Origin of the sequence: Cognatishimia coralii (assembly GCF_037478305.1) — a bacterium.
GTDB lineage: Bacteria > Pseudomonadota > Alphaproteobacteria > Rhodobacterales > Rhodobacteraceae > Cognatishimia > Cognatishimia coralii.
Window position 1 is genome coordinate 146488 of sequence record NZ_JBBGAZ010000001.1, and the last position, 13697, is coordinate 160184.

Genomic DNA, 13697 nt, shown 5'->3' on the forward strand with positions numbered 1-13697 from the left:
CCCTATGAGCCCCTCATAGGGTGCGCGCAACAAGAGCCCGGAGCAGATATGGCAGGCACACCTCCTTTTTCGCGATTTGAATGGATGATCGCCTGGCGCTATTTGCGTGCGCGGCGCGCCGAGGGTGGCGTGTCGGTGATGACGTGGATCAGCCTGATTGGGATCACGCTGGCGGTCTTTGCGCTGATCGCGACATTGGCTGTAAGAAGCGGTTTTCGAACGGAATTTGTGGACACCATTCTGGGCGCAAATGCCCATGTGACGGTTTACAATAGTGCTGTGGTGACCGAACGCGGGCAATTGGATCGCACGATCAAGAATTTTGACGAGCTGGCCGCGACCTTGCAAACTGTTGAAGGTGTTGTGCGCGCGGCACCTTTGGTCAAGGGGCAGGTCATGGCGAACCTGCGTAATCGTAACGCGGGGGTCGAAGTCTTTGGGATTTCGGCTGAAAACCTCGCGACCTTGCCACGCATCGCGAACCCCGAGACCTCCAGCGGCGACATCGCCCGCTTTGATGAGGGGATAGCGATTGGGTCCGGTGTTGCGCGAGAACTGGGTGTGTCTCTGGGCGATAAGATCAAGCTGATCTCGCCCAATGGGGTGCGGACGGCCTTTGGGGTCAGCCCGCGGGTTGTCAGCTTTGACGTGGTCTATATTTTCACCGCGGGGCGTTATGACATTGATCGCACGCGGGTCTATTTGCCCTTTGAGGCTGCGCAGAGCTTTTTCAACATGGAAGGCGCGGCCAATGAGATCGAGGTGATGGTCGAAGATCCTGAAAACGTGGATCTTTTGGCGCTGGATCTCTTGCGTGTCGCCGGAGATCGCGCGCTTTTGTGGACCTGGCGGGATACGTCTGGCGGGTTTCTGAGGGCCTTGGAAATCGAGGATAACGTGATGTTCATCATCCTCTCGATCCTCGTTCTGATTGCAGCGATGAACATCGTTTCGGGCCTGATTATGTTGGTGAAAAACAAGGGCAGTGACATCGGTATCCTGCGCACCATGGGGCTGTCGGAGGGATCGGTGCTGCGCGTGTTCTTTATCTGCGGAGCGTTCACGGGTGTGATCGGCACGGTGATGGGAGTGATCCTTGGGTGCCTCTTTGCGATCTACATCGACCCGATCTTCTCTTTCGTGAATTTTGTCGCAGGCGGTGGCGTCTGGGATCCGGCGGTGCGCGGGATCTATCATTTGCCCGCAGAATTGCGGCTTGAAGACGTGCTTAGGGCCGTCTTCCTGAGCCTTGGATTGTCCTTTGTGGTGACCATCTTCCCAGCCCGTCGCGCGGCGCGGATGAACCCGGTGGAGGCTTTGCGGTATGAGTGATGCTGTGCTGAGCCTTGCGGGCGTAAAAAAGTCTTATAACAAAGGCTTGGCGAATGAAGTCAATGTGCTTCAGGGCTGTGATCTGACGCTGAATGCCGGCGAAGTCGTGGCCTTGGTGGCCCCCTCTGGGTCAGGCAAATCGACACTATTACACATCGCGGGCCTCTTGGATGAGGCCGACGAAGGCTCGGTCACGCTCGCTGGTACCGATATGGCGGGCCAATCTGATCGCAGACGCACAGCCGCGCGGCGTGAGGACGTGGGCTTTGTCTATCAGTTCCACCATCTGCTGCCTGAATTCACAGCGCTTGAGAACATCACCCTGCCGCAATTCGCCAATGGGGTATCACCTGAGGCGGCTGAGGCACGCGCCATGGAGCTGCTGACCTCGGTCGACGTCGCGCATCGCGCGTCCCACCGTCCAGCAGAACTGTCTGGCGGCGAGCAGCAGCGCGTTGCCTTCTGTCGCGCGCTGGCCAATGCGCCGCGGGTTTTGCTGGCCGATGAGCCGACGGGAAACTTGGATCCTGCGACCTCTGACACGGTGTTTGAGGCGCTTATGACGCTTGTACGCGGCTCGGGCATGGCGGCTTTGATCGCGACTCATAACCTTGATCTGGCCGCGCGTATGGATCGCATTGTGCGCCTCGAGGACGGGGTGCTCGTTTAGGCCTTTTGGATTAGCCAAAGACCGAAGGCCATGATCGCGATGCCGCTGGCGCGGGTGAGTGTCAGGGGGGAGATCTGCGCATTGAAGAGGCCAAAGTGGTCAATGGCCGCAGCAGATATCATCTGTCCCAAGAGGACGAAAAACACTGCATTTCCAATGCCAAAGCGGGGACCTATATAGGTCACGCTAAGCACATAAAAGACGATCAGTGAGCCCGCCAACAAGAGATGCTTGGGCGCGGAGGCAAGGCCCGAAAGATGGGCCCAGGGGTTGGTGATCACGCCTGCGATCAGGATCAAGACAAAGGCCACTGCAAAAAGGATCACCGAGGCCGCCACCGGATGGCCAAGATGTTGGCCTAGGGCGGCATTAAGAGCGGCGAGGATGGGAATGCCGACCCCGGTCAGCAGCATGATCAGAGCATATGTGGTCATCTGTGGCATCTTATCCCTCGGTTTTTCACCACTCTGCGCGAGGCATCGGCCTTCTGTCACCCGTGAAAATATGTGACGTGGCGCGCTAGACGCTCATTGCGAGGGTGCGGCTGATCTCGGTGAGGCCACGTCCGGATTGCTCCATCCAGGTGTTAAACGCTGCCTGAACCGCGCGCATAGCGGTTTTGGAGGTTGCAGGTTTGTCGATCACCCCTTCGGCGATCAATCTGGCGGTCACATCTTGGGACAAAAGGAAACTGTCTTTGCCTTGGAACCTTAACGAATAGCCCGCCGCAAAGCCTCCTAGCCGCGATCCGCGTTTTTTCAAGAGCTCAAGAAGGGAGATGTACTCAGTCGACGGCCACTCGGCGATGACTTTGGAAATACCGCCGTCTTCGCGCATCTCTTGAATAAAGATCGCATTGTCGATCACTGACCGCAGTTTGGTGCCGTTGCGCACGACTGCTTTGTTGGTCAGCAGGGCGTCAAACTCCTCGTCATTGAAAAAGGCCACGCGATTGACGTCAAAGCCGGAAAACGCAGCTTCGAACCCATCCCATTTGGCCTCGATCACTTTCCAGTTAAACCCTGCCTGAAAGATGCTTTTGGTGAATTGCGACAGCCAACGGTCCTCGGGGATTTTCAGTAACTCAGCAGCGGGGAGGGGTTTGTCGATCAGAGCCTCCAGCGCCTCAGCCCCGCCTTTGCGTGCGGCGGCAATATCAAAAATCTCTTCATAGCTGCGCATCTGGGGCTCCTTGCGTTCACAATTCTTAATGCCAAGCCTAGAAACAAAGCAAAATCACGCCAAGGGATTGTTTTGGCCTTTTCCTCAATTAAATCGGGCTTACGATGTGGTTAGGGAATTAACCAACGACGTCTTGCAGGTGCCCGCGCGCGCCACTAAGACTCTTTTTAGGCAATGGCCCAGATGCTGGGCGACATCAGAAAGCAGGCAAAGATGAACGATCCAGTCGAGACATATATGAATTTGGTCCCCATGGTGGTTGAGCAAACCAGCCGGGGCGAACGCGCCTATGATATTTTCAGCCGCCTGCTGAAAGAGCGCATCATCTTTTTGAACGGCCCCGTGCATGACGGCATGTCGAGCCTCATCGTCGCGCAGCTCTTGCATCTTGAGGCGGAAAACCCCTCCAAAGAGATCTCGATGTATATCAACAGCCCCGGCGGTGTCGTGACCTCTGGTCTGTCGATTTATGATACAATGCAATACATTAAGCCCAAAGTGAGCACGCTTGTGATTGGTCAGGCGGCCTCTATGGGCTCGCTTTTGTTGACCGCGGGCGAGCAGGGCATGCGCTTCTCTCTGCCGAACTCTCGTGTGATGGTGCACCAGCCGTCGGGCGGCTATCAGGGTCAGGCAACCGACATCATGATCCATGCGCAAGAGACGCAGAAACTGAAAACGCGCCTCAATGAGATCTACGTCAAACACACCGGCAAAGACCTCGCGACCGTGGAAGCGGCGCTGGAGCGCGATAACTTCATGTCGCCTGAAGAAGCCAAGGAATTTGGCCTGATCGACGAGATCGTGGAAAACCGTTCCGCAGGCGATGAAGAATAATTGATCAAAGTGGCCCCTCCGAATGGATAGGGGGGCCACTTTCGCATTGTATGCGGAAAAAGGCTGGCCTAAGCTGGCACGAAAGTCGGTAACGACGGACTTGGGCAACGACCCAAAGGGCATAGGCTGACGGCCTGAAAGGACGACCATATGGCGAATACTTCCGGTGGTGGAGACAGCAAGAACACTCTGTACTGCAGCTTCTGCGGCAAGAGTCAGCACGAGGTGCGCAAGCTGATCGCGGGCCCGACGGTTTTCATCTGCGATGAATGCGTTGAGCTTTGCATGGACATCATCCGCGAAGAGACCAAGTCCGCGGGTCTGAAATCTTCCGAAGGCGTGCCAACCCCGAAAGAGATCTGTCAGGTTCTGGACGATTATGTGATCGGTCAGGGCGTTGCGAAACGGGTTCTGTCTGTGGCGGTGCACAACCACTACAAACGTCTGAATCACGCCCAGAAGTCTGGCGATATTGAGCTGCAGAAATCCAACATCCTGCTGATGGGTCCAACCGGTTGCGGTAAGACGCTGCTGGCGCAGACTTTGGCGCGGATTCTGGATGTGCCGTTTACGATGGCCGATGCGACCACGCTGACCGAAGCGGGCTATGTGGGTGAGGATGTCGAGAACATCATCCTGAAACTTCTGCAGGCGTCTGAGTATAACGTTGAACGCGCACAGCGTGGCATCGTCTATATCGACGAGGTCGACAAGATCACCCGCAAGTCAGAGAACCCGTCGATCACCCGCGATGTCTCGGGCGAGGGCGTGCAACAGGCGCTGCTGAAGCTGATGGAAGGCACGGTTGCGTCGGTTCCTCCTCAAGGTGGCCGCAAGCATCCGCAGCAGGAATTCCTGCAGGTCGACACGACCAATATCCTGTTTATCTGCGGTGGCGCCTTTGCGGGTCTGGATAAAATCATTGCGCAACGTGGCAAAGGCTCTGCCATGGGCTTTGGCGCGGATGTGCGTGACAATGACGAACGCGGCGTTGGCGAGATTTTCCAGGATCTCGAGCCGGAAGATCTGTTGAAATTCGGTCTGATCCCAGAATTCGTCGGCCGTTTGCCGGTTCTGGCGACATTGGAAGATCTGGATGAAGACGCGCTGGTCATCATTCTGACAGAACCAAAGAACGCGCTGGTGAAACAGTATCAACGCCTGTTTGATCTGGAAGACACGCAGCTGACCTTTACGGACGACGCTTTGAAAGCGATCGCGCGCCGTGCGATTGAACGTAAAACCGGCGCACGGGGTCTGCGCTCTATCCTTGAAGAGATCCTGCTGGATACGATGTTTGATCTACCGGGCATGGACAGCGTGACCGAGGTTGTTGTGAACGAAGAGGCCGTGACCTCGGATGCGGCACCTCTGATGATCCACGCGGATGCAGAGAAAGAGACCGCTGAGGCGGGTTAAGCGCCTCAGTTCAAAAGTATGCGTCCCCGTCTGAGGTAGGAGCCTCCGGCGGGGATTTTTTTGGCAAGAGAAAATGAGGGACCTATGACCATCACACGTATTTCATCAGGCGGAGAATTTGAGGCCAAGGTCGGCTATTGCCGTGCTGTTGTCGCGGGCGGCTTTGTCCATGTCGCGGGAACTGTCGGGCAGGGCGACGATGTGGTTGCGCAGTGCAAATCCGCGCTGGAAACCATTGGGGCTGCGCTTGAGAAGGCTGGGTCTGGGTTTGAGAAGGCCGTGCGCGTGAACTACTACCTGCCGGATGCGGCGGAGTTTGAGCCGTGTTTTGAGCTGCTGGCGGAGACCTTTGGCGCAAACCCACCGGCGGCGACGATGATTGAGTGCAATCTGATTGACCCGAAGTTCCGGATTGAGATTGAGCTGACCGCTCTGGCGTAACGCCACAAAAGGCGGGGTTAACCCGCCTTTTGCATGTCAGACGCGGGGATCAGCCCGGCCTGGTCCTCGATCACCGCGATGATTTCATCCACGCTTTGCCCGTGTTTCAATTGCGCAAAGATATGTGGACGCCCGCCGCGTTGCTGGGTCGCGTCGCGGTCCATAACCTCAAGCGATGCGCCGACGTAGGGCGCGAGGTCTGTCTTGTTGATTATCAGCAGATCTGAGCGGGTGAGGGCTGGGCCGCCTTTTCGCGGGATCTCTTCGCCGGCAGCAACGTCGATCACATAGACGGTGAAATCCGCGAGTTCGGGGGAGAAGGTGGCCGAAAGGTTGTCGCCGCCGGACTCAATCAATACGACTTCGACGTCTGGGAAGCGTTCCTGCATCTCGGCCACGGCGGCGAGGTTGATTGAGGCGTCCTCGCGGATCGCTGTATGGGGGCAGCCGCCGGTTTCCACGCCGATGATGCGGTCAGAGGGCAGGATCTGCATCCGCGTCAGCGCCTCGGCGTCTTCCTGGGTGTAGATGTCATTGGTGATCACACCGATGGAATACCGTTCCTTCAGGCGTTCAGAGAGGCGGGCGGTCAGGGTGGTTTTGCCCGCGCCGACGGGGCCTCCGATACCGATGCGAAGCGGGCCGTTGAGTTTTGTCATGATTGGAATAGCCTCGGTTCTTGCACCTCATGGCGCATCGCGGCGATGTCGCTGAGGAAGGCGTTGGAATGGATATCGTCTAGCGTCAGATCACGTGTGTCATCGGCGATCTGGCTGCAGAGCGGGGTCAAGCGGTGCAACACCCGTTGCGCTCCGGTCTGGCCCAGTGGCATCAGGCGTTGGGCGGCCTGCGTAAGGTTGCTGGCGAAGCTGTGCAGATAGAGCGCGACCAGTTCAGACGGGTTGAGATCCGCCAGGTTGGCCGCATGGCCCAAAGCGACGGGGAGCATGAGGTCTGGAAGGTCTATGTTCCAGACTTCGCGGGTAACGCGGGCAAAGGCCGTCCCTTGGCGCTGCGCTTCTCGGAGCCGTTCCGAACTTGGCGCAAAGGCGCGGGCGATGGCGTCGATGTCTTTAATGTTATCAGAATGATAGGCGTTCCAGATCAGGATTGCGTCGCCGCGTCCGGAACCTTGCGACAACACGCCATTTAGCCACTCAAAGAGCGTCTCCTCGTCTTTGACCCAGCCCTCGGCAATCGCCGCCTCAAGCCCATGGGAAAAGGCAAAGGCCCCCATGGGATAGCTTGGCGAGAGCCATTGGGTCAGGGTCAGAAGGCGGGGATCAATGGGCATGGTCGTGCCCGTGATCGTGGTGATGGTGGCTGTGATCATGCGCCGAGTTGCCATGCTCGTGGCTATGGGTGCGCCCGTGGCCATAGGCACCGCCTTCGGGGGTGAAGGGCAGGGTGGTCTTTTCACATGTCGCCCCAACGTGGCTGAGCATATGGGCAATGACCGGATCGTCTTGGATCAGCAGGCGGTCGGCTTCAATCTGGCACGGCGTGTGACGGTTACCGATGTGCCATCCGATGCGCGCGAGGTTTTCGCCGGTGACGATCAGCACGGCCTCAGGCGCGGCTTTGATTTCCACCAAGCGGCCATCGGCCAGCTCGACCGCGTCTCCGTGATCCAGAGACGTGGTCTGTTCCAGATCCAGCACGAAAGCCTCGCCCTGATCGGTTGTCAGTTTCTTGCGACGCAGAAAGCGGCCTTCGTAGTCGAGCGTCACCGAGAGGGCCTCGCCCTGCCAGTCGCCTGCGCGTTTATATGTCTGTGCAATCAACATGTTAGAACAGGAAATAACGCTGAGCCATCGGGAGCTCCGTGGCCGGTTGACAGGTTAGAAGTTCGCCGTCGGCGCGCACCTCATAGGTTTCGGGGTGGACTTCGACCTCTGGCGTTGCGTCGTTGAGCTTGAGGTCCTTTTTGCCGATGTCGCGCGTGTTCTGCACGGCGACGGTTTCTTTCGCGAGGCCGAGGCTTTCGCCGATGTCCATGCTCTGGGCTGCACCGGACACAAAGGTCACAGCCGAGTTCTCAACCGAGCGGCCATAGGCACCCCACATAGGCCGGGAATATACCGGCTGAGGGGTTGGGATCGATGCGTTAGGATCGCCCATCTGTGCAGCGGCAATCGTGCCGCCCAGCAATACCATCTCGGGCTTTACGCCGAAGAAGGCGGGGTTCCAGAGCACGAGGTCGGCGCGTTTGCCTTCCTCAATCGAGCCGATCTCATGGCTGATCCCATGCGCAATCGCCGGGTTGATGGTGTATTTCGCCACATAGCGACGAACGCGGAAGTTGTCGTTGTCGCCGGTTTCCTCGGCCAGCTTCCCGCGTTGTTTCTTCATCTTATCAGCGGTTTGCCAGGTGCGGATGATGACTTCTCCTACGCGGCCCATGGCCTGGCTGTCCGATGCGATAATCGAGAAGGCCCCCATGTCATGCAGAATATCCTCAGCGGCGATGGTCTCGCGCCGGATGCGGCTTTCTGCAAAGGCCACGTCTTCGGGTATCGACTTGTCCAGATGGTGGCAGACCATGAGCATATCGAGGTGTTCCTCGATGGTGTTCACGGTGAAGGGGCGGGTTGGGTTGGTTGACGATGGCAGCACATGGTCTTCGCCGCAGATCTTGATGATGTCGGGGGCGTGCCCGCCGCCAGCGCCTTCGGTGTGGAAAGCGTGGATGGTGCGGCCTTTCATGGCGGCGACGGTGTTTTCGACAAAGCCAGACTCGTTCAGCGTGTCCGTGTGGATCATCACCTGAACGTCCATCGCATCGGCCACCGAGAGGCAGCAGTCGATGGCCGCAGGCGTCGTGCCCCAATCCTCATGCAGCTTCATCGCGCAGGCACCGGCGTTGATCTGTTCTTCGAGCGCTGCGGGCAGGCTTGCGTTGCCCTTGCCTGCGAAGGCCAGGTTCATGGGGAACGCATCTGCCGCCTGCATCATGCGACCAAGGTGCCAGGCACCGGGGGTGCAGGTGGTGGCCAAGGTCCCATGGGCTGGCCCGGTGCCTCCGCCCAGCATTGTGGTGAGGCCCGAGTGCAGGGCATCCTCGATCTGTTGTGGGCAGATGAAGTGGATGTGTGAATCAAAGCCACCTGCCGTCAGGATGCGACCTTCGCCCGCGATGGCCTCGGTGCCGGGGCCGACGATGATGTCGACGCCCGGTTGCGTGTCCGGGTTGCCCGCCTTGCCGATCTTGTGGATACGGCCGTTTTTCAGGCCAACATCGGCTTTGTAGATACCGGTGTGGTCCACGATCAGCGCATTGGTGACAACGGTGTCTACAGCGCCGCCGGCGCGGGTGGTCTGAGCTTGGCCCATGCCGTCGCGGATGACTTTGCCGCCGCCGAATTTGACCTCTTCGCCATAGTGCAGCGCATTGGAGCCGCTGCCGCCCGTCGCGGCAGAGCCTGAGCGTTCTGCAATCAGGTCGCGTTCGACTTCGATGATCAGGTCGGTGTCGGCCAGACGCAGCTTGTCGCCGACGGTGGGGCCGAACATGGCGGCATAATCGGAACGTTTTATGTGTGCGGGCATGTGTTCAGTTCCCTAATTGTATCCATCCGCTCGGCCGAAGGCCGGGCCGCGCCCGGACCTCCCCCATGGGGAGGGCGCGTTTGTTATGTTCTGCGCCAGATCAAGCTGGCAGTGTATTGCAAGGTCATGGCTGTGATTTGCGTCAGAGCGCCCACCCCGAGGTCCGGGCGCGGCCCTCACTGCAGATCTCACAGCTTACCCATAACCTTCTGATTAAACCCATAGACCACGCGGCCGCCCGAAATCGGGATCAGGTTCACTTCACGTTTCTGACCCGGCTCAAACCGCACGGCGGTGCCTGCGGCGATGTCCAGACGCATGCCGTGGGCGGCCTCTCGGTCAAATTCGAGACCCGGATTGGTCTCAGCGAAATGATAGTGGCTGCCGACCTGCACCGGACGGTCTCCGGTGTTGGCGACCATGAGGGTTGTGACTTCTGCTCCGGGGTTCAGCTCTAGCGTGCCTTCGGCTGGGATCAGCTCTCCGGGGATCATTTGCGACCCGCCAGAAGGAAGGCCGCCGCACCGGCCGCTGCGATCAGGGCAAGACCCATATTCAGATTCTCAAATCCATGCGGATGCAGATGTGCACCGGAATGTGCCAAAGCAGGTGCTGCCAGAAAGAGCGTCGCGAATGTCGCGTAAGTGATTGTTTTCATGTGCCTGTCCTCAGCGAATAGGGTTGTGTACGGTCACCAGTTTGGTGCCATCGGGAAAGGTTGCCTCGACCTGAACCTCGTGGATCATCTCGGCGATGCCCTCCATGACTTGATCGCGGGTCACGACTTCGGCACCGGCCTGCATCATGTCCGCTACCGAGCGTCCGTCGCGCGCGCCTTCGACCACCGCATCGGTGATCAAGGCTATGGCTTCGGGGTGGTTCAGTTTGACACCGCGCGCCAGTCGTTTGCGCGCCACTTCGGCAGCCATGGCCACCAGCAGTTTGTCTTTTTCCCGAGGGGTGAGTTGCATGTCTTATAGTCTCCAAGACGTAGGAAGCCCGTCGCCGGAAAGGCGATCGAGGATCGGCAAAAGGGGGCTGCGCAGAGTGTGGCTATCAGAGGCCACTAGGCGCAGGGCAAGAACATCAGGGGCCAGAAGGCTCGCGCCTCCGGTCTGAGGAAGTAGGGCGCGGAGGGGTGCGAGATGGGCCTCAGCGTCGGGGGCCACGTAGAGTAGGCTGACCATGGCACCTGCACGCGCCGCAACAGCGCGGCCGGTGAGTTGGGCGGCCACGTCTCTGGTCAGGTGCATGCCGTCAAAATAGAGCGGTGCCCCTTCGCGCGTCACACGGATTTTGTCTTTGAAGTCAACGTCATTCAGAATCTCACCCATGGCTGTGCGGCCAAAGATCATGGGTTCTACCATCAGGAACTTGGCATCCTCGGCCAGATCCACAGTCAGGCTACGATTAAGTCGCGCGCCTTCAAACAGGATCAACTCCTGAGGCAACCAATGCAATGACCCTCCAGAGGCCACGGACAGATGCGAGTCCATCCGCGCATTACCCTCTTTGGACCGATAGGCACGCTCGGCGGCCTGAGTGGTCAGGGTCAGGTGGCTGCCCGCGCCTGCAGAGGCCTCGATATCCAGCTGATCGCCGCCGGTCAGACCGCCGGAGGTATTGATCATGATCGCCTGCACCCCATGCCCGCGCGGGAACAGGGCCTTCATCGCGCCTGACGTGCGGAATTTATCAATGCCCGACCCAGCCCCAACCACCTTACTCGAGAGGCTCAAAATACCTTGCGTACGCGGCACCGGCCCAATCGCTGTGGGCGGTGTCGGCGGCGTAGGCACGTCAAGATATGCAGGCGCAAGCGGGATGGCTGACCTCGGAACATTGGGTAAAACGAAAGATACCCTCCGAAATTTGGACATTTTCAGATCGTACGAAAGCAAAATGCGGCGTCAGAACCGTTAACTTGCGTGAAAAATGCGCGTGCGCTTAAAAATTAAGCAAATCACATCCCGCCTGAAAAAACAGCAGGCAGAAAAAAACGCGCCCCGAAGGACGCGTCAGTCACTGTTGGGGATAGTGAAGTTAATGCGTCCGCAGAAACACGGCTTCTCGTTTGTTGAGAGTGCGGCGGGCCGAGACAAACATGCCCAGGGTCTCGCGCTCGCGCAGTTCCGGAAAAATCTTGAAGATCTCGTCCTTTTGGGCGGTCTCAAGCGTGCCCAGCGAATAGTCACCGGGCTGAAAGCTTTCGGACCAGGCGCCATTGCCCAGAATGACTTCGTGGTGCTCAAAAAGAACGTGGTGATAGCCCACGCCGCCGATATTGACGCGTTTGACGCCCTTCTTGCCCAATAGATGCTTGGCGGCGACCAGTGTCTCGCGCTCATCAAAGACCAAAGCAGTGATGTCATTGGTGATCAGCATACGGTGGTTCGGCGACACCAGAATATCGGTTTCAGGCGCGTTTGGTCCCAAAGCCCCCGCCTTAATCAGGATCGGGCGCAGATCTTCATTGCGGTCCAGATCCATTGACGAAAACTCACGATGACCTACCCAAGCGATTTCCTGAAGGCCATTGTCACGGGTGATGACTTTGTCACCGGGGCGCAGGGATTCGATAGACCGGGTGCCCTTGCTGGTTGCGATCTGCGTACCTGTGGCAAAGCAAATCGGAGGCCACGTGGTGCTTTCACGGAGATCTTTGTCAGCCATTGTCGTGCCTACCTTTCACCTGACCTCGGGGGCTTGAGGTCGATTTACTCAGACTTGGGGCGCTTGGACGTCCCAGCGCGAAGATGCGATGACTGGCGGACCAGTATGTGCAGCGGCATCGCGCTCGCGCGTTCTTGGGATCAGGTTAGGGGCGAAAGCGCGTTTCCCAAATGGGCAAGTCATCGGTTTTGCCTGCCAAATGACGGGTTTCTGCCCAAGTTTGGCCATATTTGCTTCGCGAGAATTTCGGTTTTGTTTCCAAGGGTTGGACAATTTCACTCGCATTGGGGGTGGTGAAACACGTTCTTGGCGAAACTCTACTTAGAAATGGAAACAATTCATTTGAATCTAGGGGGCGAGCGTTCCGCGTAAGGACTTAGTTAACTATATTTGGCTGATTGTTGCTGGCTTCATGGCAGTGCTGGGTTTTGGGTTTCATTGTTCACGAATTAGCGTTCCTAGGCCGCCACCATACGGGATGAGCCGCGCGTTTGATTCGAAGCTTTCCCTGATCTCTCTTGTCTGAGACCCGACACAGGTGTAACCCCGATCGTTGAACCGGCATCAGCTATTCAGAGGCAAACCGTGACCCACCCCGATCTCTCAAAGTCTGCGCGGCTCTCTGTGGCCCCGATGATGGATTGGACGGATCGTCATTGCCGCTATCTGCATCGTCTCTTATCGCGCGGAACGTTGCTTTACACAGAAATGGTCACCGCACCCGCTTTGGTGCGGGGTGGGGCGCTGCATCTCTTGGACTATTCGCCAGAGGAGCACCCGGTTGCGTTGCAATTAGGCGGATCTGATCCGGCAGAACTGGCCAAGGCTGCAAAATTGGGCGCAGATGTGGGCTATGATGAGATCAATTTGAACGTTGGCTGCCCGTCGGATCGCGTCCAATCGGGCACCTTTGGCGCGGTTCTGATGCGCCAGCCTGACTTGGTCGCAGATTGTGTTGCCGCGATGCAGGATGCTGTGGACGTTGAGGTCACGGTGAAATGCCGGATCGGCGTGGATGATCAAGAGCCAGAAAAGATCCTGCCGCAGTTTCTGGAAACCGTTGCGACGCGGGGAATCACGCGTTTCACGATCCACGCGCGCAAGGCCTGGCTGCAGGGGCTCTCGCCGAAAGAAAATCGGGATATCCCGCCGCTGGACTACCCGCTTGTCCATCGCATGAAAGCGCAGTTCCCAGAGTTGCATCTGTCGATCAACGGCGGCATTGCAACGCTGGATGAGGCGCTTTTGCATCTGGAGGCAGGGCTGGATGGCGTCATGATCGGGCGCGCGGCTTATCACAACCCGTCCGACATTCTGGTGGAGGCCGACACGCGCATCTATGGCACGGATCACCAGATCACATCCCAAGACGCCGTGCGCGCCATGTTGCCTTATATCGAAAGCCACCTAAGTTCTGGCGGGCGGCTGCATCAGGTCACGCGCCATATGTTGGGCCTGTTCGCGGGTCGTCCTGGCGCGCGTTTGTGGCGGCGGGTGTTGTCTGAAGGCGCAAGCAAAGCGGGCGCAGGTCCAGAGCTGGTCCTAGACGCCCTAAGCCACGTCGAAAACGCCGCCCTCGCGGTAGGAGAGTAGA

Annotated in this window: 17 protein-coding genes; 6 read left to right on the forward strand and 11 right to left on the reverse strand. The window is 58.2% G+C overall.

Features of this window, described 5'->3' with window-relative positions; genetic code table 11:
* Window positions 1-48: 48 nt before the first annotated feature.
* The gene (locus WG622_RS00690; RefSeq protein WP_339401834.1) at window positions 49-1332 is read left to right on the forward strand and encodes a lipoprotein-releasing ABC transporter permease subunit; all 1284 of its coding nucleotides are present in this window, start codon (window positions 49-51) and stop codon (window positions 1330-1332) included.
* A complete protein-coding gene (locus WG622_RS00695; protein ID WP_339401835.1) occupies window positions 1325-2002 on the forward strand; it encodes an ABC transporter ATP-binding protein in 678 nt (225 codons plus the stop codon). Before WG622_RS00690 ends, WG622_RS00695 begins: the two co-directional genes overlap by 8 nt.
* Here WG622_RS00695 and WG622_RS00700 read toward each other — a convergent pair.
* Together WG622_RS00700 and WG622_RS00705 are read right to left on the reverse strand one after the other, a co-directional pair.
* Window positions 1999-2436, reverse strand: a complete 438-nt coding sequence (locus tag WG622_RS00700; protein WP_209355997.1) for a DMT family transporter — start codon at window positions 2434-2436, stop codon at window positions 1999-2001. The genes WG622_RS00695 and WG622_RS00700 overlap by 4 nt on opposite strands.
* Before the next feature lie 85 nt (window positions 2437-2521).
* Window positions 2522-3184: a DNA-3-methyladenine glycosylase I gene (locus tag WG622_RS00705; protein WP_339401836.1), complete on the reverse strand. Its 663-nt coding sequence runs from the start codon at window positions 3182-3184 to the stop codon at window positions 2522-2524.
* A 213-nt stretch (window positions 3185-3397) separates the two neighbouring features.
* Between WG622_RS00705 and WG622_RS00710 the strand changes: the two genes are divergently transcribed.
* The 3 genes from WG622_RS00710 to WG622_RS00720 all read left to right on the forward strand — a co-directional run bounded on the left by WG622_RS00710 (window position 3398) and on the right by WG622_RS00720 (window position 5881).
* The gene (locus tag WG622_RS00710) at window positions 3398-4021 is read left to right on the forward strand and encodes an ATP-dependent Clp protease proteolytic subunit (RefSeq protein WP_339401837.1); all 624 of its coding nucleotides are present in this window, start codon (window positions 3398-3400) and stop codon (window positions 4019-4021) included.
* Between the two features lie 150 nt (window positions 4022-4171).
* Window positions 4172-5440 (forward strand): ATP-dependent Clp protease ATP-binding subunit ClpX, encoded by a 1269-nt coding sequence (gene clpX, locus WG622_RS00715; RefSeq protein WP_339401838.1) that lies wholly within the window; start codon window positions 4172-4174, stop codon window positions 5438-5440.
* An 84-nt stretch (window positions 5441-5524) separates the two neighbouring features.
* Window positions 5525-5881, forward strand: a complete 357-nt coding sequence (locus tag WG622_RS00720) for a RidA family protein (RefSeq protein WP_209356001.1) — start codon at window positions 5525-5527, stop codon at window positions 5879-5881.
* A 17-nt stretch (window positions 5882-5898) separates the two neighbouring features.
* Here the strand turns inward: WG622_RS00720 and ureG are convergent, their stop codons facing one another.
* The 9 genes from ureG to WG622_RS00765 all read right to left on the reverse strand — a co-directional run bounded on the left by ureG (window position 5899) and on the right by WG622_RS00765 (window position 12103).
* A complete protein-coding gene (ureG, locus tag WG622_RS00725) occupies window positions 5899-6540 on the reverse strand; it encodes an urease accessory protein UreG (protein WP_339401839.1) in 642 nt (213 codons plus the stop codon).
* Entirely contained in the window at window positions 6537-7214 is a 678-nt protein-coding gene (locus tag WG622_RS00730; protein ID WP_339401840.1) for an urease accessory protein UreF, read from the reverse strand. The genes ureG and WG622_RS00730 overlap by 4 nt, the downstream gene beginning before the upstream one ends.
* Window positions 7165-7668: an urease accessory protein UreE gene (locus WG622_RS00735; protein ID WP_339401841.1), complete on the reverse strand. Its 504-nt coding sequence runs from the start codon at window positions 7666-7668 to the stop codon at window positions 7165-7167. Before WG622_RS00735 ends, WG622_RS00730 begins: the two co-directional genes overlap by 50 nt.
* Before the next feature lies 1 nt (window position 7669).
* Window positions 7670-9430: an urease subunit alpha gene (gene ureC, locus WG622_RS00740; RefSeq protein WP_339401842.1), complete on the reverse strand. Its 1761-nt coding sequence runs from the start codon at window positions 9428-9430 to the stop codon at window positions 7670-7672.
* 188 nt (window positions 9431-9618) lie between these two features.
* Window positions 9619-9924: an urease subunit beta gene (locus WG622_RS00745; protein ID WP_209356005.1), complete on the reverse strand. Its 306-nt coding sequence runs from the start codon at window positions 9922-9924 to the stop codon at window positions 9619-9621.
* The gene (locus WG622_RS00750) at window positions 9921-10088 is read right to left on the reverse strand and encodes a peptidase M23 (protein ID WP_209356006.1); all 168 of its coding nucleotides are present in this window, start codon (window positions 10086-10088) and stop codon (window positions 9921-9923) included. Before WG622_RS00750 ends, WG622_RS00745 begins: the two co-directional genes overlap by 4 nt.
* Before the next feature lie 10 nt (window positions 10089-10098).
* On the reverse strand, window positions 10099-10401 hold the full coding sequence (locus WG622_RS00755; protein ID WP_339401843.1) for an urease subunit gamma: 303 nt from the start codon (window positions 10399-10401) through the stop codon (window positions 10099-10101).
* Window positions 10402-10404: 3 nt separating this feature from the next.
* Window positions 10405-11169, reverse strand: a complete 765-nt coding sequence (locus tag WG622_RS00760) for an urease accessory protein UreD (RefSeq protein WP_339401844.1) — start codon at window positions 11167-11169, stop codon at window positions 10405-10407.
* A gap of 304 nt (window positions 11170-11473) precedes the next feature.
* Window positions 11474-12103, reverse strand: a complete 630-nt coding sequence (locus WG622_RS00765) for a Hint domain-containing protein (protein ID WP_339401845.1) — start codon at window positions 12101-12103, stop codon at window positions 11474-11476.
* A gap of 585 nt (window positions 12104-12688) precedes the next feature.
* Between WG622_RS00765 and dusA the strand changes: the two genes are divergently transcribed.
* Complete coding sequence (gene dusA / locus WG622_RS00770) at window positions 12689-13696, forward strand: tRNA dihydrouridine(20/20a) synthase DusA (RefSeq protein WP_339401846.1); 1008 nt, start codon at window positions 12689-12691, stop codon at window positions 13694-13696.
* Window position 13697 lies beyond the last annotated feature (1 nt).